Annotated in this window: 19 protein-coding genes; 12 read left to right on the top strand and 7 right to left on the bottom strand. The window is 52.4% G+C overall.

Translation table 11 applies throughout. The features are described 5' to 3' along the window. The first annotated feature begins 244 nt into the window (after positions 1-244). Positions 245-517: a DUF3811 domain-containing protein gene (locus tag FEK43_RS06770; protein WP_001207629.1), complete on the top strand. Its 273-nt coding sequence runs from the start codon at positions 245-247 to the stop codon at positions 515-517. On the opposite strand, the gene rluF is transcribed toward FEK43_RS06770, so the two are convergent. Beyond that, positions 518-1390, bottom strand: a complete 873-nt coding sequence (gene rluF, locus FEK43_RS06775) for a 23S rRNA pseudouridine(2604) synthase RluF (RefSeq protein ID WP_130218604.1) — start codon at positions 1388-1390, stop codon at positions 518-520. It abuts the gene before it with no gap. A 348-nt stretch (positions 1391-1738) separates the two neighbouring features. On the opposite strand from rluF, the gene FEK43_RS06780 reads away from it, so the two are divergent. The 9 genes from FEK43_RS06780 (at position 1739) to pepE (ending at position 9253) form a co-directional block, all read left to right on the top strand. After that, positions 1739-2686, top strand: coding sequence for a sugar-binding transcriptional regulator (locus FEK43_RS06780; RefSeq protein ID WP_130205763.1), 948 nt, complete (start codon positions 1739-1741; stop codon positions 2684-2686). Between the two features lie 70 nt (positions 2687-2756). After that, positions 2757-3563, top strand: a complete 807-nt coding sequence (locus FEK43_RS06785; protein WP_135408623.1) for an SDR family oxidoreductase — start codon at positions 2757-2759, stop codon at positions 3561-3563. Positions 3564-3572: 9 nt separating this feature from the next. Continuing rightward, complete coding sequence (locus FEK43_RS06790; RefSeq protein WP_135408621.1) at positions 3573-3980, top strand: mannose/fructose/sorbose PTS transporter subunit IIA; 408 nt, start codon at positions 3573-3575, stop codon at positions 3978-3980. Further along, positions 3980-4474 (top strand): PTS system mannose/fructose/N-acetylgalactosamine-transporter subunit IIB, encoded by a 495-nt coding sequence (locus FEK43_RS06795; protein ID WP_130205757.1) that lies wholly within the window; start codon positions 3980-3982, stop codon positions 4472-4474. The genes FEK43_RS06790 and FEK43_RS06795 overlap by 1 nt, the downstream gene beginning before the upstream one ends. 65 nt (positions 4475-4539) lie before the next feature. Next, complete coding sequence (locus tag FEK43_RS06800) at positions 4540-5337, top strand: PTS mannose/fructose/sorbose transporter subunit IIC (RefSeq protein ID WP_000406332.1); 798 nt, start codon at positions 4540-4542, stop codon at positions 5335-5337. A gap of 10 nt (positions 5338-5347) precedes the next feature. Next, positions 5348-6172 carry a PTS system mannose/fructose/sorbose family transporter subunit IID gene (locus FEK43_RS06805; protein ID WP_130205755.1) on the top strand — a complete coding sequence of 275 codons (825 nt, stop codon included), beginning with the start codon at positions 5348-5350 and terminating at the stop codon, positions 6170-6172. Between the two features lie 51 nt (positions 6173-6223). Further along, positions 6224-7453: an L-sorbose 1-phosphate reductase gene (gene sorE, locus FEK43_RS06810; RefSeq protein WP_131162355.1), complete on the top strand. Its 1230-nt coding sequence runs from the start codon at positions 6224-6226 to the stop codon at positions 7451-7453. Then, on the top strand, positions 7446-8258 hold the full coding sequence (locus FEK43_RS06815) for a shikimate 5-dehydrogenase (protein ID WP_131162356.1): 813 nt from the start codon (positions 7446-7448) through the stop codon (positions 8256-8258). The genes sorE and FEK43_RS06815 overlap by 8 nt, the downstream gene beginning before the upstream one ends. A gap of 305 nt (positions 8259-8563) precedes the next feature. Next, a complete protein-coding gene (gene pepE, locus FEK43_RS06820) occupies positions 8564-9253 on the top strand; it encodes a dipeptidase PepE (protein WP_133142544.1) in 690 nt (229 codons plus the stop codon). Between the two features lie 76 nt (positions 9254-9329). On the opposite strand, the gene FEK43_RS06825 is transcribed toward pepE, so the two are convergent. Together FEK43_RS06825 and metH are read right to left on the bottom strand one after the other, a co-directional pair. Then, the gene (locus tag FEK43_RS06825) at positions 9330-10961 is read right to left on the bottom strand and encodes a Na/Pi cotransporter family protein (RefSeq protein ID WP_130205749.1); all 1632 of its coding nucleotides are present in this window, start codon (positions 10959-10961) and stop codon (positions 9330-9332) included. Positions 10962-11180: 219 nt separating this feature from the next. Next, on the bottom strand, positions 11181-14864 hold the full coding sequence (metH, locus tag FEK43_RS06830; RefSeq protein WP_135408619.1) for a methionine synthase: 3684 nt from the start codon (positions 14862-14864) through the stop codon (positions 11181-11183). Between the two features lie 199 nt (positions 14865-15063). Between metH and iclR the strand changes: the two genes are divergently transcribed. Next, on the top strand, positions 15064-15888 hold the full coding sequence (gene iclR, locus FEK43_RS06835) for a glyoxylate bypass operon transcriptional repressor IclR (protein WP_000226403.1): 825 nt from the start codon (positions 15064-15066) through the stop codon (positions 15886-15888). A 15-nt stretch (positions 15889-15903) separates the two neighbouring features. On the opposite strand, the gene aceK is transcribed toward iclR, so the two are convergent. The 4 genes from aceK to metA form a co-directional block, all read right to left on the bottom strand. Then, entirely contained in the window at positions 15904-17628 is a 1725-nt protein-coding gene (gene aceK, locus FEK43_RS06840; protein WP_135408617.1) for a bifunctional isocitrate dehydrogenase kinase/phosphatase, read from the bottom strand. A 214-nt stretch (positions 17629-17842) separates the two neighbouring features. Continuing rightward, positions 17843-19147: an isocitrate lyase gene (gene aceA / locus FEK43_RS06845; RefSeq protein ID WP_000857847.1), complete on the bottom strand. Its 1305-nt coding sequence runs from the start codon at positions 19145-19147 to the stop codon at positions 17843-17845. 29 nt (positions 19148-19176) lie between these two features. Continuing rightward, entirely contained in the window at positions 19177-20778 is a 1602-nt protein-coding gene (aceB, locus tag FEK43_RS06850; RefSeq protein WP_135408615.1) for a malate synthase A, read from the bottom strand. 268 nt (positions 20779-21046) lie between these two features. Beyond that, positions 21047-21976 carry a homoserine O-succinyltransferase gene (gene metA / locus FEK43_RS06855; protein WP_130205743.1) on the bottom strand — a complete coding sequence of 310 codons (930 nt, stop codon included), beginning with the start codon at positions 21974-21976 and terminating at the stop codon, positions 21047-21049. A 156-nt stretch (positions 21977-22132) separates the two neighbouring features. Between metA and FEK43_RS06860 the strand changes: the two genes are divergently transcribed. Beyond that, positions 22133-22576: an acetyltransferase gene (locus tag FEK43_RS06860; RefSeq protein ID WP_135408613.1), complete on the top strand. Its 444-nt coding sequence runs from the start codon at positions 22133-22135 to the stop codon at positions 22574-22576. Positions 22577-22710 lie beyond the last annotated feature (134 nt).

Here is a 22710-nt window from a genome sequence, read left to right on the forward strand (position 1 = left end):
CAATGAGATATCGTTATTGCGAGAAACAGGCCAGAAGTAAAATAACAACTTTAACGCATTGAATAACAAAGAATTAATTAAATTTTATAAGTTAGCGGTCATTTATTTTCGTTAAATTTTTATCTGTATTTATCGCCAATTATCTAAGCAGATAAAAATAAAGAGAAGGCAAATGAATCTTATCAGTTCTGCTTGCAAATAAATTCCCGTACACTGAACTATCCGATTAACAGAGGGCACCATCATGGCACTCCCCCGTATTACTCAAAAAGAGATGACTGAGCGTGAACAGCGCGAACTGAAGACGCTGCTGGATCGCGCGCGTATTGCACATGGTCGCGTGCTGACCAACGCCGAAACCAACAGCATTAAGAAAGAGTACATCGATAAATTAATGGTTGAGCGTGAGGCTGAAGCGAAAAAAGCCCGCCAGTTGAAGAAAAAGCAGGCTTATAAACCGGATCCTGAAGCGTCATTCAGTTGGTCGGCAAATACGTCGACGCGCGGCAAACGCTGATTAACGACCTTTTTTCTTCCGCCCCGGCGAGGCGAAACGCTTGCCGTTTGATGCCGGGCGGCCACCTTTCTCCGCCGTTTTTTCTACCTTCACCACCGGGCGTTTGATGCCTGCCGTTTTCGGTTTGGCCTTCGCTTTGGGCTTCGCCTCGGAAGAGGAATTTTCAATGAGCTTAAAGAGATCGATAAGCTCGTCGTCGGTTAAATCGCGCCATTCTCCCAGTGGAATGCCGCTTAAGCTGACGTTCATAATGCGCGTACGTTCCAGCTTTTTCACTTCGTAGCCAAAGTGCTCGCACATGCGACGGATCTGACGGTTCAGCCCCTGCACCAGGGTAATGCGGAAGACAAACGGCGCTTCTTTTTTGACTTTGCACTTTTTAGTCACCGTCCCGAGGATTGGCACTCCCGCACTCATGCCGCGAATAAACTCCTCGGTAATCGGTTTATCGACCGTCACCAGATATTCTTTCTCATGATCGTTACCCGCGCGGAGGATCTTATTCACCAGATCGCCGTGGTTGGTGAGGAAAATCAGCCCCTGGGAGTCTTTATCCAGGCGACCAATCGGGAACACGCGTTTGCTGTGGTTAACGAAATCGACAATGTTATCGCGCTCGCCATCTTCGGTGGTGCTGACAATACCGACGGGCTTGTTCAGGGCGATAAGTACCAAATCTTCGGCTTCCCGTGGCTCAATCAACTGACCGTTTACTTTTACAACGTCGCCGGGTTTCACCTGATCGCCAATGGTGGCACGCTTGCCATTAAGGAACACATTGCCTTGCTCGATGTAGCGATCCGCTTCGCGGCGTGAGCAAATTCCGCTTTCGCTGATGTATTTATTTAAACGGACTGATGAGTCGGGCAGCATAAATTCTCCTGTAAAACGCGGAATATACCGTACCTCTTAGCGGGGAAAAACAGGGTTATGCGGCAACGTCGAAATTAAATGTGATCTGCCGCGCCTTTTATCACAAAAGTGTCACCAGAAGCCTGATGCAAATTTGCCTGGCGAAAACCAGGATAATCAACCTATTACGAATCTCTGCACACCTGTGCTGATGACTGCTACGCAGAGAAACAAATGTGCAAGATAAAGCGCCATTTCAGTCCAAACAAAGAGTGAAAAATCGCTTTTAAAGGTCACCATGATGGAGTTATATCAGATCAAGCGGTTAAAAAGCATATTTGCACAAATGTGCAAAATCAGGAGGCGGCGATGGAAAACAGTGACGATATCCGTTTGATTGTGAAGATTGCCCAACTCTATTACGAACAGGACATGACGCAGGCGCAAATCGCCCGCGAACTGGGTATTTATCGGACCACCATCAGCCGCTTACTTAAACGGGGCCGCGAACAGGGAATTGTCACCATCGCCATCAACTATGACTACAACGAAAATCTCTGGCTGGAGCAGCAACTGAAGCAAAAGTTTGGTCTGAAAGAAGCTGTGGTGGTATCAGGGCGCGATGAAGAGGAAGACGCTCAGTTGGCGGTAATGGGGTTACACGGCGCGCAATTGTTAGATCGTTTGCTGGAACCTGGTGATATTGTTGGTTTTTCCTGGGGCCGCGCGGTGAGCGCACTGGTTGAAAACTTGCCGCAGGCGGGGCAATCGCGGCAGTTAATTTGCGTACCGATTATTGGCGGCCCGTCCGGTAAACTCGAAAGCCGCTATCACGTAAACACATTAACCTACAGCGCGGCGGCAAAGCTGAAAGGGGAATCGCAGCTCGCGGATTTTCCAGCTCTGCTAGATAACCCCTTAATTCGTAATGGGATCATGCAGTCTCAGCACTTTAAAACCATCTCAGCCTACTGGGATAATCTGGATGTCGCCCTCGTGGGGATTGGCTCACCGGCTATTCGCGATGGCGCCAACTGGCATGCATTTTATGGCGGCGAAGAGAGTGACGACCTGAATGCCCGTCAGGTTGCCGGTGATATTTGCTCGCGCTTTTTTGATATTCACGGCGCAATGGTTGAAACGAATATGAGCGAAAAAACGCTCTCTATCGAAATGAATAAATTAAAGCAGGCGCGGTATTCCATTGGTATTGCTATAGGTGAAGAGAAATATAGCGGAATTATTGGCGCACTGCGTGGAAAATATATTAATTGTCTGGTAACGAATAGCAACACAGCTGAACTATTACTGAAATAAAAATCTTCCCGATGTTTACCGTAATAAAAAATTACGGCGGGCCTCTATTACCTAAAATCAGGAGTCTGTTATGCAAACGTGGTTAAATTTGCAGGATAAAATCATTATTGTCACCGGTGGCGCATCCGGTATTGGTCTAGCGATTGTGGATGAATTATTAGCACAAGGCGCGAATGTACAGATGGTCGATATTCACGGTGGCGATGTTCAATATGAAAGTCATAAAGGTTATCAGTTCTGGCCGACCGATATTTCCAGCGCCAAAGAGGTAAATCATACGGTAGCGGAAATTATTCAGCGTTTTGGTCGCATCGACGGTCTAGTCAATAACGCCGGGGTCAACTTCCCGCGTCTGCTGGTCGATGAGAAAGCGCCTGCCGGACAGTATGAACTCAACGAAGCTACATTCGAAAAAATGGTCAATATCAACCAGAAAGGCGTTTTTCTGATGTCGCAGGCGGTGGCGCGGCAGATGGTCAAACAACATGATGGGGTGATTGTGAATGTCTCCTCGGAAAGTGGGCTGGAAGGCTCAGAAGGCCAAAGCTGCTACGCCGCGACCAAAGCCGCGCTCAATAGTTTCACGCGCTCCTGGTCGAAAGAGCTGGGTAAACACGGTATCCGTGTGGTCGGTATCGCGCCGGGAATTCTGGAAAAAACCGGGCTGCGCACGCCGGAATATGAAGAAGCGCTGGCGTGGACGCGCAATATCACCGTCGAACAGTTGCGGGAAGGCTACACCAAAAATTCCATTCCTATTGGGCGTTCCGGAAGATTAGCGGAAGTGGCTGATTTTGTTTGTTATCTGCTGTCTGAACGCGCCAGCTATATCACCGGAGTAACCACTAACATTGCCGGCGGCAAAACGCGCGGGTAAGGAGGCTTTATGGTCAATGCCATTTTTTGCGCCCACGGCAAATTAGCTTGCGCCATGCTGGAATCGGTTCAGATGGTGTACGGCGACGCCAATGTTGAGGCAGTTGAATTTGTGCCCGGCGAGAACGCCGGAGACATCGTGGCAAAGCTGGAAAAGTTAGTGAGTATTCACAATCATGACGAGTGGTTAATCGCCGTGGACTTACAGTGCGGCAGCCCGTGGAACGCGGCGGCAACGCTTGCGATGCGTAATCCGTGCCTGCGGGTAATCAGCGGCCTTTCCCTGCCGCTGGCGCTCGAACTGGTCGATAACCAGGACAGCATGAACGTTGATGAACTGTGTGAACACCTGACGCAAATCGCAAAGCAAACCTGCGTTGTCTGGAAACAACTGGCAACGGCAGAGGAGGATTTCTGATGAACATTACGCTCGCCCGCATTGATGACCGCCTAATCCACGGCCAGGTCACTACCGTCTGGTCGAAAGTAGCTAACGCCCAGCGCATTATTATCTGCAATGACGAGGTGTATAACGATGAAGTTCGCCGGACATTATTGCGTCAGGCCGCCCCGCCGGGAATGAAAGTTAACGTGGTCAATATTGAAAAAGCCGTCGCGGTGTATCACAACCCACAATATCAGGACGAAACCGTATTTTATCTTTTTACCCGACCTCAGGATGCCTTAGCGATGGTTCGCCAGGGAGTAAAAATCGGCACCCTGAATATTGGCGGCATGGCCTGGCGACCCGGTAAAAAACAGTTAACCAAAGCAGTTTCATTAGATGACGATGATATTAACGCATTTCATGAGTTAAATAATCTTGGCGTCACGCTGGATTTACGCGTTGTAGCGTCAGATCCTTCCATCAATATTATCGACAAAATAAAAGAACAGTTAGTCGCAAATTAAATAATAGCGCCTGTGTACATATGCTTTAACAGGCAGGGATGACGACACTTAAAAGGTGACAAATCATGGAAATAAGTACCCTACAAATCATTGCCATATTTCTTTTTTCCTGTATTGCCGGAATGGGCAGCGTGCTGGATGAATTTCAGACTCATCGCCCGTTAATTGCCTGTACGGTGATTGGTTTAATTCTCGGTGATTTAAAAACCGGAATTATGCTCGGTGGTACGCTGGAATTGATAGCTCTCGGCTGGATGAACGTCGGCGCGGCGCAATCTCCGGATTCTGCACTCGCCAGCATAATCTCCGCCATTCTGGTTATCGTTGGCCAGCAAAGCATCGCCACCGGTATCGCCATCGCGTTGCCTGTGGCTGCGGCAGGCCAGGTGCTGACGGTGTTTGCCCGCACCATCACCGTTGTGTTCCAGCACGCGGCGGATAAAGCAGCGGAAGAAGCGCGGTTTCGCACTCTCGATATTCTGCATGTCTCCGCGCTTGGCGTGCAGGCACTGCGCGTTGCGATTCCGGCACTGATTGTCTCGCTGTTCGTCAGCGCCGATATGGTGAGCAATATGCTGAGCGCCATTCCCGAATTTGTGACCCGTGGATTGCAGATTGCTGGCGGTTTTATCGTGGTGGTCGGTTACGCCATGGTGCTTCGCATGATGGGCGTGAAATATTTGATGCCTTTCTTTTTCCTCGGTTTCCTCGCAGGTGGCTACCTCGATCTCAGTCTGCTGGCGTTCGGTGGCGTCGGCGTGATCATGGCCCTGCTCTACATCCAGCTAAATCCACAGTGGCGTAAAGCTGAACCACATCCCCAGACCACCACTATCACCGCCCTTGACCAACTTGATGATTAACGGAGCCATCATGGAACAGAGAAAAATTACACGCAGCGATCTGGTGAGCATGTTTCTGCGCTCCAACCTGCAACAGGCGTCCTTCAACTTTGAACGCATTCATGGGCTGGGCTTTTGCTACGACATGATCCCCGCCATCAAGCGACTCTACCCATTAAAAGAGGATCAGGTTGCGGCGCTCAGGCGACACCTGGTGTTCTTCAATACCACGCCAGCCGTATGTGGTCCGGTCATCGGCGTGACCGCCGCCATGGAAGAAGCGCGGGCCAACGGTGCAGAAATTGATGACGGCACCATTAACGGCATCAAAGTCGGTCTGATGGGACCATTGGCAGGGGTTGGCGATCCACTGGTCTGGGGAACCCTGCGCCCGATTACCGCCGCGCTCGGCGCATCTCTGGCTCTTTCTGGCAACATTCTCGGCCCACTGCTGTTCTTCTTTATTTTCAATGCAGTACGTCTGGCAATGAAATGGTATGGGCTGCAACTGGGCTTTCGTAAAGGCGTGAATATCGTCAGCGATATGGGCGGTAATTTGCTGCAAAAACTGACTGAGGGCGCATCGATTCTCGGACTGTTTGTGATGGGCGTGCTGGTCACCAAATGGACGTCGATCAACGTGCCGCTGGTCGTCTCGCAAACGCCTGCCGCCGATGGCTCCACCGTCACCATGACCGTGCAGAACATTCTCGACCAACTTTGCCCTGGTTTGCTGGCGCTCGGTCTGACGCTGCTGATGGTGCGTCTGCTCAACAAAAAAATTAACCCGGTATGGCTGATTTTCGCCCTGTTTGGTTTAGGGATTATCGGCAATGCGCTGGGCTTCCTGTCCTGATTCTTCGCCCCGGCGCAACCGTCGGGGCCATCGTTCAACACGAGGTGGTTTATGAAAACAACAGCTCTGCGTCTTTATGGTAAACGTGATTTACGCCTGGAAACCTTTGATCTTCCTGAAATGCAGGAGGATGAAATCCTCGCGACGGTGGTCACCGACAGCCTGTGCCTCTCTTCCTGGAAAGAGGCCAATCTGGGTGAAAACCATAAAAAAGTACCCGACGATGTAGCGACCAATCCCATCATCATCGGCCATGAATTTTGCGGCGATATTCTGGCCGTGGGTAAAAAGTGGCAGCACAAATTTCAGCCGGGCCAGCGCTATGTGATTCAGGCCAACCTGCAATTGCCGGAAAGCCCGGACTGCCCCGGTTACTCTTTCCCGTGGGTGGGTGGTGAAGCCACACATGTGGTTATCCCAAATGAGGTTATGGAACAGGATTGCCTGCTGGCATACGACGGCGAAACCTACTTTGAAGGCTCGCTGGTTGAACCGCTTTCCTGCGTGATTGGCGCGTTCAACGCCAACTATCATCTTCAGGAAGGTAGTTATAACCACACGATGGGGATTCGCCCGCAAGGGCGCACACTGATCCTCGGCGGCACCGGACCAATGGGACTGTTAGCGATTGATTATGCGCTGCATGGGCCTGTTAACCCGTCGCTGCTCGTTATTACCGATACCGACAATAACAAATTGAGTTATGCACGGCAGCACTATCCATCAGAACCGCAAACACTGATTCATTATCTCAATGCCGCCGATGCAGCATTTGATACGTTAATGGCACTGAGTGGCGGTCACGGCTTCGATGATATTTTCGTCTTTGTGCCTAATGAAGGACTGGTGACTCTCGCCTCTTCCTTGCTGGCGACAGATGGTTGTCTGAATTTCTTCGCCGGACCGCAGGATAAGCACTTCAGCGCGCCAATTAATTTCTACGATGTGCATTATGCCTTTACTCATTACGTTGGCACATCGGGCGGCAATACCGATGACATGCGTGCGGCGGTCAAACTGATCGAAGAGAAAAAAGTGCAGGCCGCAAAAGTGGTAACACATATTCTTGGGCTGAATGCTGCGGGCGAAACCACGCTTGAATTGCCTGCCGTCGGCGGCGGCAAAAAACTGGTGTATACCGGGAAAGACCTGCCGCTGACGTCACTCACGCAGATTCAGGATCAAGCACTGGCGGCAATTCTGACGCGTCATCAGGGAGTATGGTCCGGTGAGGCGGAGCAATATCTGCTCACTCATGCAAAGGCAATCAGCCATGATTAATCGCGATACTCAACTGTGCATGTCGCTGGCCGGTCGCCCCGGCAACTTCGGCACACGTTTTCACAATTATCTGTATGAAAAGCTGGGGCTGAATTTCATCTACAAAGCGTTCGCCACCCAGGATATTGAGGCGGCGGTGAAAGGTGTTCGCGCATTAGGTATCCGCGGCTGTGCCGTGTCGATGCCGTTTAAAGAAAGCTGTATGCCCTTTCTCGATGCGATCGATCCGTCAGCGAAAATCATTGATTCAGTGAATACCATCGTGAATGACGGCGGCAGGCTGACCGGGTTTAACACCGACTACATTGCGGTGAAAAACCTGATTATTCACCACCAGCTCAATAGCGCCGCACGTGTGATGATTCGCGGCAGTGGCGGCATGGGCAAAGCGGTCATTGCCGCCTTTCGCGACGCGGGGTTTACCGATGTCATCATCGCCGCCCGCAACCACGAGAGCGGCCCGGCGCTGGCGAAGCAGTATGGCTTCCAGTGGCAACCGCAGCCAGAAGGAATCGACTGCGACATTCTGGTTAACGTTACCCCCGTTGGCATGGCTGGCGGTAAAGAGAGCCATGAGCTGGCCTTCAGCGAGGCAATGATCTCTACGGCAAGCGTCGTTTTTGACGTCGTGGCATTGCCACCGGAAACGCCGCTCATTCGTCTGGCGCAGCAGCTTGATAAGCAGACGATCAGCGGCGCAGAGGTGATTGCTTTACAGGCCGTCGAGCAGTTCGCGATGTATACCGGTGTGCGACCTGATGCGCGGCTGATTACTGAAGCGGCACAATTTGCACGAGAAGGATAAGAAACATCAGCGCATTAAGGGGCGCTCTGATTGGTGGCAAAGTGCACGTTGTTCATGCCGGATGCGGCGCAAACACCTTATTCGGCCTACAAAATCGCGAAAATTCAAGATATTGCGATTAGCTTGTAGGCCTGATAAGCGTAGCGCATCAGGCAATCTTACGTTTGTCATCAGCCTCAGCGCCTTGTTTGCTAACCGTCTTCAGAACGCCTGGTACAATGTGTGACATCGTGAGCCACGTCAGTAAGTGGTTAAATTTGCAGTGGTAGCATTCCTTCCGTGTTTTCTTACTAACCGGAGAAGTAATGGAACTGCTTTTATTGAGTAACTCGACGCTGCCGGGTAAAGCCTGGCTGGAACATGCGCTGCCGTTGATTGCTGAACAGTTGCAAGGTCGCCGTTCAGCGGTGTTTATTCCTTTCGCTGGCGTAACGCAAACCTGGGATGATTATACGGCCAAAACGGCTGCGGTCCTTGCCCCACTTGGCGTTTCTGTCACCGGTATTCATAGCGTGGCCGATCCTGTTGCCGCGATTGAAAATGCTGAGATCGTGATTGTCGGCGGCGGCAACACTTTCCAGTTGCTGAAACAGTGCCGCGAGCGCGGGCTGCTGGCACCAATTACTGACGTGGTTAAACGTGGCGCGCTGTATATTGGCTGGAGCGCAGGCGCTAACCTGGCTTGCCCAACCATTCGTACCACCAACGATATGCCGATTGTCGATCCGCAAGGTTTCGATGCGCTGAATCTGTTCCCGCTGCAAATCAACCCGCACTTCACCAACGCGCTGCCGGAAGGCCATAAAGGGGAAACGCGCGAGCAGCGTATTCGCGAACTGCTGGTCGTCGCGCCAGAACTGACCATTATTGGCCTGCCGGAAGGTAACTGGATCACGGTGAGTAAAGGTCACGCTACGCTGGGCGGCCCGAATACCACTTATGTATTTAAAGCTGGTGAGGAAGCGGTGCCGCTGGAAGCGGGTCACCGTTTTTAAGTGAATTGCCGGATGCATGATCCGGCATCTTGTACATAGTGCCTGATGCGACGCTTGACGCGTCTTATCAGGCATATTAATACTCGTCCCGACCCTCATCTTCATCCGGCTGTTCCAGCACACTGTAAGCCACCGAACAAAACAGCGAGTTCAGACGCTGCATATCGCCCAGTAAGCCTAAATGCAGCGAACTGGTTTCAATGCTTTGCACGTTTTGCTGATGCAGGCGATCAACGTGAGCATGGGAATAACGGCGATTAAGAATGCGAAAGCGATGCTTACTACGGCGCAAACGACGAGCGCTGGTGACATCGCCAGAGAAGAACACCGACATTGCCAGCTTTAAATTACTGAGCAATTGCTCATAGAGCGCATCCAGTTCCTTCAACCCATCAAGCGAAAATGCCCGCCGTGCTGCCAGTGATTTGTCAGCAATTTCGCTGCCCATGCGCTCGACGATATCGGAAGCCTGCTCCAGGTTGAGAGCCATTTCGATAATCTCTGCCCAGCGGCGCGACTCTTCTTCCGCCAGCTCTTCTTTTGGCATCCTCGCCAAATAAAGTTTAATCGCGGTGTAGAGGACGTTGATATCATCCGCCAGCTTGCGCAACTCCTTCTCTTCACGCGGTTCACCGTGCATCACTTTATTCAGCCCTTCCATCATCTGTTCCATCGCGTCACCGATGCGCAGTGTTTCACGGGCGGCATTCGCCAGAGCAAGAGTCGGAGTATCCAGCGCACTAACGTCCAGATGTTTTGGTTTCAGATGGGCATCCAACTCAGGTTCATCGCGAATAATCGTTTTGCAAAATCGCGCCATTGGATCGACAAACGGCAGCATGACCAGGCAACGAACGAGGTTGTAGAAGACGTGGAAATAGATAACCAGTTCCGCTTTTGGCAAAGGCAGTTTATCCATTGATTCAGCCAGAACATGGACAAATGGCAGGATAATCAAGCTCCCCACCAGCTTAAACAACAAGCTACCCATCGCAACACGGCGAGCAGCGGCATTGGCGGCACTATTGTTGAGCATCGCCAGCAGGCCGGAACCGAGGTTGGCTCCGATTACCAGACAGAGCGCCACCGGGAAGGAGATAATGCCTGCGGCGGTCAAAGTAGCGGTCAGCAATACAGCAGCAAGGCTGGAGTAGCTGATAACGGCGAACATCGCGCCAATCAGCGCATCCAGCAGAATATCGCCAGTCAACGAAGCAAAGATCACCTGAACGCCGTTTGCCTGGGTGATCGGCGTTACGGCCTGCACAATCAACTCCAGCGCCAGCAAAATCAGCCCAAGACCAATACCGACGCGGCCCAGTTGCCCGGCGCGTGACTGTTTGCGTCCGAGGAAAAAAATAACGCCGATAAAAATGAGCAGCGGTGACAACCAGGATAAATCGAAGGTGAGGACCCGCGCCATTAGCGCCGTCCCGACATCAGCCCCCAGCACAATCACCAGCGCGGGCGCGAGAGCAACCAGATCCTGGGCGACAAACGAGGTCACCAGCATGGTGGTGGCATTACTACTCTGTACCAGTGCGGTAACGCCGATCCCCGCGCAAAAGGCGAGCGGCTTCTTTTCGACACTCCGGCTAAGGACTGTACGCAGGCGTGCGCCGAAGACGCGCATTACGCCTGTTCGAACAATATGCGTCCCCCAGACCAACAGGGCGACGGCAGAAAGCAGGTGAAGCAGCGTTAACACGAGTTCAGGTTCTCCTTATCGTTATATGTTCCTGAAGCAATTGAATGACCAAAGGACCGGAAACACGCTGGCTGGCATCTTTACTGTGCCTTTTGACATTCGTTTTTCCGGCTAAGATTATTCCCGCCTGATTCCAGTATAAGTGTTTCATATTAATAAAGAGACAGGGCACCCATTGAGTGCCCTGTTTGTTGTAAGGAAAAGTGACATATTTGTGAATCAGTCCGCGTCATACCCCAGATTCGGTGCCAGCCAGCGCTCAACTTCGGTAACGCTCATACCTTTACGACGGGCATAGTCTTCGACCTGATCGCGTTGAATCTGCGCCACGGCATAGTACTTGCTGTCCGGATGGCTGAAGTACCAACCCGAAACCGATGCACCGGGCCACATCGCGAAAGATTCCGTGAGTTTCATGCCAGTGTGTTTTTCCACTTCCAGCAGCTCCCAGATGGTGGCTTTTTCCGTATGTTCCGGGCAGGCCGGATAGCCCGGTGCCGGACGGATGCCCTGGTAGTTTTCGCGGATCAGCTCTTCGTTGCTGAGGTTCTCGTTCGGCGCATAGCCCCAGTAAACTTTACGCACGCGCTCATGGAGATATTCCGCAAAGGCTTCCGCCAGACGGTCGGCAAGCGCTTTCACCATGATTTTGTTGTAATCATCATGCTGTGCTTCGAAGGCATCAGCCAGTGCATCTTCTTCCAGTCCACCAGTCACGGCAAATGCGCCGATGTAATCCGCTTTGCCAGAGAGTTTCGGCGCCACGAAATCAGCGAGACAGTAGTTAGCGAAGCCGGTTTTTTCGGTCTGTTGACGCAGATGGTGGCTAACATTAATCACATGTGTACGCGTTTCGTCACGGTAGATTTCAATGTCATCGCCCACACGGTTTGCCGGGAACAGGCCCACCACGCCACGCGGATTCAGCATTTTCTCGGCGCTTAATTTATCCAACATGTCGTTGGCGTCTTTAAACAGCCGCTTCGCCTCTTCGCCTACCACTTCATCTTCCAGAATGCGCGGATACTTCCCAGCCAGCGACCAGGTCATAAAGAACGGCGTCCAGTCGATGTAATTACGCAGCGTTTCAATGCTGGCTTCGACTTCCTGCACGCCGAGACGGTGTGCCACGGGCGGCGTGTAAGCCTGCCAGTCAAAAGCGAAGTCGTTATCGCGCGCAGCTTCCAGCGTAACTGGCGGGGTGCGCGGTTTCTTGCGTCCGTGCTGAATACGCACGGTTTCGTACTCCTTGCGGGTACGAGTGACAAAGTCATCACGCTGAGTGTCGGAAAGCAGCGCCGCCACGACGCCAACGGTGCGCGAGGCGTTCTGAACATACACCGTCGGGCCGCTGTAGTTTTGCTCGATTTTCACCGCTGTGTGCGCTTTTGAGGTGGTCGCACCGCCAATCAGTAGCGGAATGGTGAAGCCCTGACGCTCCATCTCTTTCGCCACGTTGACCATTTCGTCCAGCGATGGAGTGATCAATCCCGAAAGGCCAATCAAATCGGCATTCACTTCTCTGGCGGTACGGAGGATTTTTTCCGCAGGCACCATCACGCCGAGATCGACAATTTCGTAGTTGTTACATTGCAGCACCACGCCAACGATATTTTTACCGATGTCGTGGACATCACCCTTCACTGTGGCGATCACCATCTTGCCGTTGGTTTTGCCCTGCTCTTTGCTGGCTTCAATGAACGGCTCGAGATACGCCACCGCCTGCTTCATGACGCGCGCCGATTTCACCACCTGCGGCAGGAACATTTTGCCCTCGCCAAACAGGTCGCCGACCACGTTCATGCCGTCCATCAGCGGGCCTTCAATCACCTGAATGGGGCGCTCGGCCTGCTGGCGGGCTTCTTCGGTGTCCTGTTCGATAAACTCGGTAATGCCTTTGACTAGCGAGTATTCCAGACGTTTATTCACGTCCCACGAGCGCCACTCCGCCTGCTGGGCGTTAGCGGTATCGTCGGTTTTGCTGCCGCGATATTTCTCGGCAAGTTCCAGTAAACGCTCGGTGCCATCGTCGCGACGGTTAAGGATCACATCTTCCACCGCGTCGCGCAGTTCGGCGGGCAGGTCGTCGTAAATCGCCAGTTGCCCGGCGTTGACGATCCCCATATCCATACCGTTACGAATGGCGTAGTAGAGGAACACCGCGTGAATAGCTTCGCGCACCGGATCGTTACCACGGAACGAGAACGAGACGTTAGAGACGCCGCCGGAGATCAGCGCATGGGGCAGCTCGCGTTTGATGTCTTCACACGCGCCGATAAAGTCCTGCGCGTAGTTGTTGTGCTCTTCAATGCCAGTTGCGACCGCGAAGATGTTCGGATCAAAGATGATATCTTCCGCCGGGAAGCCGACTTCCTCGGTGAGTATTTTGTACGCCCGACGGCAAATTTCGATTTTCCGTGCACGGGTATCGGCCTGGCCCTGTTCGTCAAAGGCCATTACCACCACCGCTGCACCGTAACGACGCAACAGTTTCGCATGATGGATAAAGGCGTCGACGCCCTCTTTCATTGAGATAGAGTTAACAATGCCTTTGCCCTGAATACACTTCAGACCTTTTTCAATGACGTCCCATTTTGAGGAGTCGATCATAATCGGCACGCGGGCGATATCCGGTTCACCGGCAATCAGGCTAAGGAAACGCACCATCGCCGCTTCGGCGTCGAGCATCCCTTCATCCATGTTGATATCAATAATCTGCGCGCCGCTTTCCACCTGCTGACGCGCCACATCCAGCGCCTCGCTGTATTTCTCTTCTTTAATCAGGCGTTTGAATTTGGCAGAACCGGTGACGTTAGTCCGCTCCCCGACGTTAACAAACAGGCTGTCTTCGCCAATGTTCAGCGGCTCCAGGCCGGACAAACGACAGGCGACGGGGATCTCCGGCAGTTTGCGCGGCGCTAATCCTTCTACTGCGCGACTCATTGCCGCAATATGTCGTGGCGTGGTGCCGCAGCAACCGCCGACGATATTGAGGAATCCCGCTTCCGCCCATTCGCGGATGTGCTTTGCCATCGTGTCGGCATCGAGATCGTATTCACCAAAAGCGTTGGGCAGCCCGGCGTTCGGGTGGGCGGTGACGTAGCATTCCGCAATACGTGACAGCTCCTGCACGTACTGGCGCAGTTCATCGGGTCCCAGCGCACAGTTCAGGCCAAAGGTCAGCGCTTCGGCGTGACGCAATGAGTTGTAAAATGCTTCGGTGGTCTGCCCGGAGAGTGTGCGCCCGGAGGCGTCGGTGATGGTGCCGGAGATCATAATCGGCAGTTCAACGCCCAGCGCTTCGAACTCCGTTTTCACCGCAAAAATCGCCGCTTTGGCGTTAAGGGTGTCGAAAACGGTTTCAATCAGGATCAGATCCGCGCCACCTTCCACCAGCGCTTTGGTGGATTCGCGATAAGCCGCCACCAGCTGGTCAAAAGTGATGTTGCGGAATGCCGGATCGTTTACGTCCGGCGATATAGACGCCGTGCGGTTGGTTGGGCCGAGAACACCAGCAACGTAGCGCGGTTTCTCCGGCGTGCGCGCGGTCCACTCGTCAGCACAAGCACGCGCCAGTTTCGCCGCCGCAAAGTTGATTTCCGCCGACAGGGATTCCATCTGGTAATCCGCCATCGCAATCGTCGTGGAGTTGAAGGTGTTGGTTTCGATGATATCTGCGCCCGCTTCAAAGTAAGCGTTGTGGATGGCGGAGATCACTTCCGGTTTGCTGAGAACCAGCAGGTCGTTGTTACCTTTAAGATCGCAAGGCCAGTCGGCAAAACGTTCACCGCGAAAATCTGCCTCGTTCAGTCGATAACTCTGGATCATGGTGCCCATACCGCCGTCCAGCACCAGAATACGTTCATTTAACTGCGCACGCAGTTGTTCAACTTTGCTGCTCACACTCGCTCCCGACACGCTCAACCCAGACTGTAAAAAAATTCAACAGACCATACTGGCATAAACGCATCAGTGGTAAAAGCGACCACCACGCAACATGAGATTTGTTCAACATTAACTCATCGGATCAGTGTGGCAACTATTGCATTACACCGTAATAAAAATGAAAATGATTTCCACGATACAGAAAAAGGAGACTGTCATGGTCGCACCCATTCCCGCAAAACGCGGCAGAAAACCCGCCGTTGCCACCGCACCCGCGACTGGACAGGTTCAGTCTTTAACGCGTGGGCTGAAATTACTGGAGTGGATTGCCGAATCCAATGGCAGTGTGGCACTTACGGAACTGGCACAGCAAGCCGGATTACCCAATTCCACGACTCACCGCCTGCTAACCACGATGCAACAGCAGGGGTTCGTCCGTCAGGTCGGTGAACTGGGTCACTGGGCGATCGGCGCACATGCTTTTATGGTCGGCAGCAGCTTTCTCCAGAGCCGTAATTTGTTAGCCATTGTCCATCCTATTCTGCGCAATCTGATGGAAGAGTCTGGCGAAACGGTCAATATGGCGGTGCTGGATCAAAGCGATCACGAAGCGATTATTATCGACCAGGTGCAGTGTACGCATCTGATGCGTATGTCAGCCCCTATCGGCGGTAAGTTACCGATGCATGCCTCTGGTGCCGGTAAAGCCTTTTTAGCCCAACTAAGCGAAGAGCAGGTGACGAAGCTGCTGCATCGCAAAGGCTTACATGCCTATACCCACGCGACGCTGGTGTCTCCTGTGCATCTAAAAGAGGACCTCGCCCAGACGCGTAAACGTGGCTATTCATTTGACGATGAAGAACATGCGTTGGGGCTTCGTTGCCTCGCGGCGTGTATTTTCGATGAGCACCGCGAACCATTTGCCGCAATTTCGATTTCCGGGCCGATTTCACGTATTACCGACGACCGCGTAACCGAGTTTGGCGCGATGGTGATTAAAGCGGCGAAGGAAGTCACGCTGGCATATGGCGGTATGCGGTGATTTTTCGTCTCTGATTTATACGAATCGCACGCTAAACCGCTGCCTGCGCCGATACGCATAAACATCTTCCACGTGCCCTTCACGGATACGTTTTTGTAGCGCGCGCCAGTAATCAGCGCGGAACAGGTCGGCGTGCATCTCTTCAAACAGTGGCCCAATGCGCGGGTCGGCACATAGCCAGTGGCGGAATTCTTCTGGGAAAACATCGCCCGGCGAGACGCTGTACCACGGCTCACTGGCAAGTTCGTCCTCCGGGTAGCGCGGCGGTGGGATGTCGCGGAAATTCACTTCCGTCATGTAGCAAATTTCATCGTAATCATAAAACACCACGCGCCCGTGACGGGTGACACCAAAGTTTTTAAATAGCATGTCGCCGGGGAAGATGTTGGCGGCGGCAAGCTGGCGAATAGCGTTGCCGTACTCTTCAATAGCGTCGCGCAGCTGTTGGCCCTCAACCTGTTCCAGCCAGATATTGAGCGGCACCATCCGCCGTTCGATGTAGAGATGGCGAATCACAATCTGTTCGCCGAGATCGGTGATTTTTTCCGGCGCTTCCTGGAGCAGTAATTCCATTAATGCCGGTGCGATTTGCCGCTTCTCCAGCACAAAGTTTTCAAACTCCTGGGTGTCCGCCATTCGACCTACACGATCGTGCTCTTTAACCAACTGATAGCAGGCGCGAACGTGAGCGGCAGACATCTCTTTCTGCGGCGCGAACTTGTCTTTAATCACTTTGAATACCCGATCAAAGCCCGGCAGCGTGAACACCAGCATCACCATTCCACGAATGCCCGGCGCTTCAATAAATTGCTCATTACAGCCTTGCAGATAAATCAGATATTCACGGTAACTTTCAGTTTTGGCGTGCTTCTGGCAGCCGATGGCCATGTACAGCTCTGCGGTCGTTTTGCCCGGTAGAATTTCCCGTAACCACTCGACCAGTGCGGCAGGTAGCGACGCGTAAACCATAAAATATGAACGAGCGAAGCCAAAGACGATGCTCGCTTCGGCGGTCGTCGTCAGGCAGGTATCAATAAACAGCTCGCCGTCGTCCGCCTGGTGGATAGGCAGCAAAAAGGGCAACGTGCCGGAAGGCGTGATCAGTTTGCCCACCAGCCAGGCGGCTTTATTGCGGTAAAACAGTTCGTTCGCCACCTGTAAATGGCTTTCGGCGAGGTTATCAGTCCCCATCGTTTCGGTCAGATGGCGAATGATGTAGTTGATATCACGGCTTTTATTCTGCCAGCGCAGGCGCAGCGGCAGATCGCTGATAACACGCATTAGTAGCGATTCCCAGCCGTGATCGGGATAAAAGTCTTTTGCCAGCGGGCGCGGAATGGTACGAAAGCGACGCTCTGGCTGGGAGCTAAAGATAAAAAGCCGCTCGGGAGTCAGCGAGCGGTGGTCAAATAACCGACAGTACACGGAGTTAAAAAAGCTCTCCGCAATCTCGAAGCGCGGATAATCCGGCAACAGCCGGGTGTAATGCTCTTTGACGCGCAGTAAAAATTCCGCGTCCGTGCTTTGGCCGTTAGTGATACAGCGCAGCTGTTCCACCACCAGACCAACGTGATGATCATAAAGATGGATACGGTTTTTCATCGCCTGCTGGACAGCGTGCCAGTCGGCTTGCTCGAAACGCTGCTGCGCCCCGGAAGTCACTTCGAGGAATCGACCATACTGAGCGTCGAAACCTTGCAAAATGGTTTGTGCAATCAGTAATTCCAGGCCACGCGGCATTTGTTGTCCTCGTCGGGAGCAGAGAATTGCCGGATAAGACGCGCAAGCGTCGCATCAGGCGTTGATTGCTGGATGCGGCGTGAACGCCTTATCCTGCCTACAGTCAGCAACATTTGTAGGCATGATAAGACGCGCAAGCGTCGCATCAGATGCTCATTGCCGGATGCGGCGTGAACGCCTTATCCGGCCTACAGTTAGCAACGTTTATCGGTTGTTAGAACTGCGATTCTTCGGTGGAGCCGGTCAGCGCGGTAACTGACGACGTGCCGCCCTGAATAATGGTCGTCACTTTATCGAAATAACCTGTCCCCACTTCCTGCTGGTGAGAAACAAAGGTGTAGCCATCTTTCGCGGCGGCGAATTCCGGTTGCTGCACTTTTTCAACATAGTGCTTCATACCCTCGCCCTGGGCATAGGCGTTTGCCAGGTCGAACATGTTGAACCACATGCTGTGGATGCCTGCCAGGGTGATGAACTGGAACTTGTAACCCATATCCGACAGCTGCTGCTGGAAGCTGGCAATAGTTTTGTCGTCGAGGTTTTTCTGCCAGTTGAACGACGGCGAGCAGTTATAAGCCAGCAGTTTGCCCGGATATTTCGCGTGAATAGCTTCCGCAAAGCGACGTGCCAGTTCCAGATCCGGCGTGGAGGTTTCACACCATACCAGGTCAGCATACGGCGCATACGCCAGGCCGCGGCTGATCGCTTGTTCAATACCTGCATGAGTACGGAAGAAACCTTCGTTGGTGCGCTCGCCGGTAATAAATTCGCTATCATACGGGTCACAATCGGAGGTGATCAGATCCGCCGCATCGGCATCGGTACGTGCAACCAGCAGGGTTGGAACGCCCGTCACGTCAGCTGCCAGACGCGCCGCGACCAGTTTCTGAATAGCTTCCTGAGTTGGCACCAAAACTTTGCCGCCCATGTGACCGCATTTCTTCACTGACGCCAGCTGATCTTCGAAGTGAACTGCCGCTGCACCGGCTTCAATCATCGCTTTCATCAGTTCAAAGGCATTCAGGACACCGCCAAAACCGGCTTCCGCATCAGCAACGATCGGCAGGAAGTAATCGACATAGCGCGGATCGCCCGGCTCAATGCCCGCGGACCACTGGATCTGATCCGCACGGCGGAAAGTATTGTTGATCCGCTCCACTACGGCAGGAACCGAGTTCGCCGGATAGAGCGACTGATCCGGATACATGCTGGCCGCCAGGTTAGCGTCTGCCGCAACCTGCCAGCCAGACAGGTAGACCGCTTCAATGCCCGCTTTCGCCTGTTGCAGCGCCTGACCGCCAGTCAGTGCACCGAGGCTGTTGATGTAGCCTTTTTTCGACTCGCCATGCAGCAGACGCCACATTTTCGCCGCGCCCAGTTGCGCCAGCGTGCATTCAGGATTGACTGAACCGCGTAATTTCACCACATCTTCCGCGCTGTATGGGCGAGTAATGCCTTCCCAACGCGGTTGAGTCCACTCTTTCTGTAATTCTTCAATTTGTTGTGTACGGGTTTTCATGTGCAGATGCTCCATAGTTATGTGGTGGTTTACGCTAACAGGCGGTAGCCTGGCAGGGTCAGGAAATCAATTAACTCATCAGAAGTGGTGATCTGTTCCATCAGGCGTGCGGCATCGTCGAAACGCCCCTGGGAGAAACGCTCTTCGCCCAGTTCGCTGGCAATGACTTTCATCTCTTCGCCCAGCATCTGGCGGAACAAGGCTTTGGTCACCGGTTTGCCATTGCTCAACGTTTTTTGATGATGGATCCACTGCCAGATCGAGGTACGGGAAATTTCAGCCGTCGCCGCATCTTCCATCAGGCCATAAATCGGCACGCAGCCGTTGCCGGAGATCCATGCTTCGATGTATTGCACAGCCACGCGAATGTTGGCGCGCATACCTTCTTCGGTGCGTTCACCATCACAAGGTGCCAGCAGCTGATCGGCAGTAATCGGCGCGTCTTGTTCGCGCATTACGTCAAGCTGGTTTTTGCGGGAGCCGAGAATGTCGTTGAATACCGCCATTGCCGTGTCAGCAAGGCCGGGATGTGCGATCCACGTGCCATCGTGACCGTTATTGGCTTCCAGCGCTTTATCCGCTTTTACTTTGTTGAGCACCTGGTTATTGCGCTCTTCATCTTTGCTCGGAATAAACGCCGCCATGCCGCCCATCGCAAAAGCACCGCGTTTATGGCAGGTTTTAATCAACAGGCGTGAGTAAGCATTCAGGAAGGGTTTATCCATCGTGACTGCCTGTCTGTCTGGCAGGACGCGATCGGGATAGTTTTTCAACGTTTTGATATAGCTGAAGATGTAATCCCAGCGACCGCAGTTCAGACCAACAATATGGTCACGCAGCGCGTGAAGGATTTCGTCCATCTGGAACACGGCAGGCAGCGTTTCAATCAGCAACGTCGCCTTGATAGTTCCGCGCGGCAGGTTAAAGCGATCTTCTGCATAGCAGAAAACTTCGCTCCACCAGGCCGCTTCCTGCCAGGACTGGGTTTTCGGCAGATAGAAATAGGGGCCGCTGCCTTTTGCCAACAGTACCTGGTAGTTGTGAAAGAAATAGAGCGCAAAATCAAACAGGCTGCCAGGAATCGCTTCGCCGCGCCAGGTGACATGTTTTTCCGGCAAGTGCAGACCGCGTACCCGGCAAATCAACACCGCGGGATTTGGCTTGAGCTGATAGATTTTGCCTGCTTCGTTGGTGTAACTGATGGTGCCGTTAACCGCATCGCGCAGGTTAATTTGCCCATCGATCACTTTGTTCCAGTCTGGTGCCAGTGAATCTTCGAAATCGGCCATAAACACTTTCACATTCGCGTTGAGTGCGTTGATCACCATCTTGCGCTCAACCGGGCCAGTTATCTCGACTCGACGATCTTGTAAGTCCGCAGGAATACCACGAATTTTCCAGCCTGTATCGCGAATGGAAGCTGTTTCCGAAATAAAATAAGGCAACGTTCCGTTATCAATATCTTGCTGCTGCTGAATGCGCGCTGCCAGTAATTTATTCCGCTGAGGCGTAAAACGTGTCACCAGTTCAGTCAGAAATTCTACCGCCTCGGCAGTGAGAACTTGCTTCTCCTGCTCGCCATACGGCCTTGTGAAAGCCAGTTCATCGATTGTTGTTGCCTGTTCAGTCATCGTGCAGCTCCTCGTCATGGATCCGAAAACTTCCCCACTGTGAACGAAGGATCGTTGTGTGCTTTTCGTTCAGCACAACTAAGACTACTCATTTAAAATGCAAAATCAAAAACAATTTCCATTTTAAATAAAAATATATGATAACTTATTGATAACAATATGAATAAAATTTATTCACTTGCTGAGGTGTGTTTCGGAAATAAAAAAGGCACCCGAAGGTGCCTGAGGTAAAGTGCTGAATCGCTTAACGATCGACCGCCACAGAAGATTAATCCAGTGTAGGATTCATACGGCGTAGATCGTATGGCGTGATCTGGTAGACGTAATAGTTGAGCCAGTTGGTAAACAGCAAATTGCCATGACTGCGCCAGCTCGCTCGCGGTTTGTTTTGCGGATCGTTGTGCGGGAAATAATTATACGGTACATCCGGGTTTAGTCCGGCTTCCACATCGCGGAAATATTCCTGCGCCAGCGTTTGCGCATCATATTCGGGATGGCCCGTCACAAAGGCAATGCGCTTATCTTTACTGGCAAACAGATATGCATCCCCTTCTTCTGTCTCCGCCAGAATTTCCAGATCGGTATAATCACGAATCAACGCTGCCGGAAAGTCAGCATAGCGCGAATGTGGTGCCAGAAATGAATCATCAAAGCCACGCGTCAGAAGCGCATGAGGATGGAGAATATGATGCTCGTAAACGCCAGAGAGTTTGTCGGTGCGAGTTTGCTTAGGAATGCCGTAGAGGATATTGAGCGCGGCCTGTACCGCCCAGCAAACAAACAGCGTTGAGGTGACGTGATCTTTCGACCACTCCAGCACCTGTTTGATCTGTGGCCAGTAAGCGACATCATTAAACTCCACCAGACCCAGCGGCGCACCCGTGACAATCAGACCGTCAAAGTTCTGTTCCTGAATATCTTCAAAGTTACAGTAGAAGTTGTTCAGATGCTCTGCGGGCGTGTTGCGCGATTCACGGGAATCGATGCGCAACAGCTGAATATCGACCTGTAAAGGCGAGTTTGAAAGCAGGCGTAAGAACTGATTTTCAGTTTCGATCTTCTTCGGCATCAGGTTAAGGATAAGCACCTTTAGCGGACGAATTTCCTGACCAGACGCGCGAGAAGTTGTCATCACAAAGACGTTTTCTTCACGCAAGAAATTGACGGCGGGTAGCTCGTCCGGCACACGAATCGGCATAACCTGATTACCTCACTACATACGCTTATACGTTTAGACATCCAGATAGCTGAAGATAACCAGAAAATTTACCAATGTCGAGCCTGCATGTTGAAGGTGAGAAAGTTTCAAGGAAAAGGCTACGTTAGAATATAAGAATGACTAAAAGGAGAGAAAATGGTTATTAGTATTCGCCGCTCACGGCATGAGGAAGGGGAGGAACTCGTTGCGATTTGGTGTCGTTCTGTCGATGCCACCCACGATTTTTTATCAGCAGAGTATAGGGCCGAATTGGAAGAGCTGGTGCGTTCCTTTCTGCCGGAAGCACCGTTGTGGGTCGCGGTTAATGAGCGGGATCAGCCGGTTGGGTTTATGTTATTAAGTGGGCAGCATATGGATGCGCTGTTTATCGATCCTGATGTGCGCGGCTGCGGCGTGGGTCGGATGCTGGTGGAGCATGCGCTCTCGATGGCACCGGAACTGACAACCAACGTTAATGAGCAAAATGAGCAGGCGGTTGGGTTCTATAAGAAGATGGGCTTTAAGGTTACAGGGCGCTCTGAGGTGGACGATTTGGGGAAACCGTATCCGTTGCTGAATCTGGCGTATGTGAGGGAATAATGCGCTGTTGCCCCCTACCGTAACCCTGCGGAGGACGAATAAGACGCACCAGCGCCGCATCCGGCTTTTTTTTCTGCATCAACGCAAAAAGGCCATCCTGACGGATGGCCTTTCGCTTTATTTGATGCCTGGCA

The sequence above is a fragment of the Escherichia sp. E2562 genome (assembly GCF_005781075.1).
Classification (GTDB): domain Bacteria; phylum Pseudomonadota; class Gammaproteobacteria; order Enterobacterales; family Enterobacteriaceae; genus Escherichia.

Coding starts and splice junctions, on each gene's coding strand:
- aceA (WP_000857847.1), bottom strand. CDS start 19,147: ATGAAAACCCGTACACAACAAATTGAAGAATTACAGAAAGAGTGGACT.
- FEK43_RS06795 (WP_130205757.1), top strand. CDS start 3,980: ATGAACATTACGCTCGCCCGCATTGATGACCGCCTAATCCACGGCCAG.
- metA (WP_130205743.1), bottom strand. CDS start 21,976: ATGCCGATTCGTGTGCCGGACGAGCTACCCGCCGTCAATTTCTTGCGT.
- aceK (WP_135408617.1), bottom strand. CDS start 17,628: ATGCCGCGTGGCCTGGAATTACTGATTGCACAAACCATTTTGCAAGGT.
- FEK43_RS06790 (WP_135408621.1), top strand. CDS start 3,573: ATGGTCAATGCCATTTTTTGCGCCCACGGCAAATTAGCTTGCGCCATG.
- rluF (WP_130218604.1), bottom strand. CDS start 1,390: ATGCTGCCCGACTCATCAGTCCGTTTAAATAAATACATCAGCGAAAGC.
- FEK43_RS06780 (WP_130205763.1), top strand. CDS start 1,739: ATGGAAAACAGTGACGATATCCGTTTGATTGTGAAGATTGCCCAACTC.
- FEK43_RS06785 (WP_135408623.1), top strand. CDS start 2,757: ATGCAAACGTGGTTAAATTTGCAGGATAAAATCATTATTGTCACCGGT.
- aceB (WP_135408615.1), bottom strand. CDS start 20,778: ATGACTGAACAGGCAACAACAATCGATGAACTGGCTTTCACAAGGCCG.
- FEK43_RS06805 (WP_130205755.1), top strand. CDS start 5,348: ATGGAACAGAGAAAAATTACACGCAGCGATCTGGTGAGCATGTTTCTG.
- FEK43_RS06800 (WP_000406332.1), top strand. CDS start 4,540: ATGGAAATAAGTACCCTACAAATCATTGCCATATTTCTTTTTTCCTGT.
- FEK43_RS06860 (WP_135408613.1), top strand. CDS start 22,133: ATGGTTATTAGTATTCGCCGCTCACGGCATGAGGAAGGGGAGGAACTC.
- FEK43_RS06770 (WP_001207629.1), top strand. CDS start 245: ATGGCACTCCCCCGTATTACTCAAAAAGAGATGACTGAGCGTGAACAG.
- sorE (WP_131162355.1), top strand. CDS start 6,224: ATGAAAACAACAGCTCTGCGTCTTTATGGTAAACGTGATTTACGCCTG.
- FEK43_RS06815 (WP_131162356.1), top strand. CDS start 7,446: ATGATTAATCGCGATACTCAACTGTGCATGTCGCTGGCCGGTCGCCCC.
- pepE (WP_133142544.1), top strand. CDS start 8,564: ATGGAACTGCTTTTATTGAGTAACTCGACGCTGCCGGGTAAAGCCTGG.
- iclR (WP_000226403.1), top strand. CDS start 15,064: ATGGTCGCACCCATTCCCGCAAAACGCGGCAGAAAACCCGCCGTTGCC.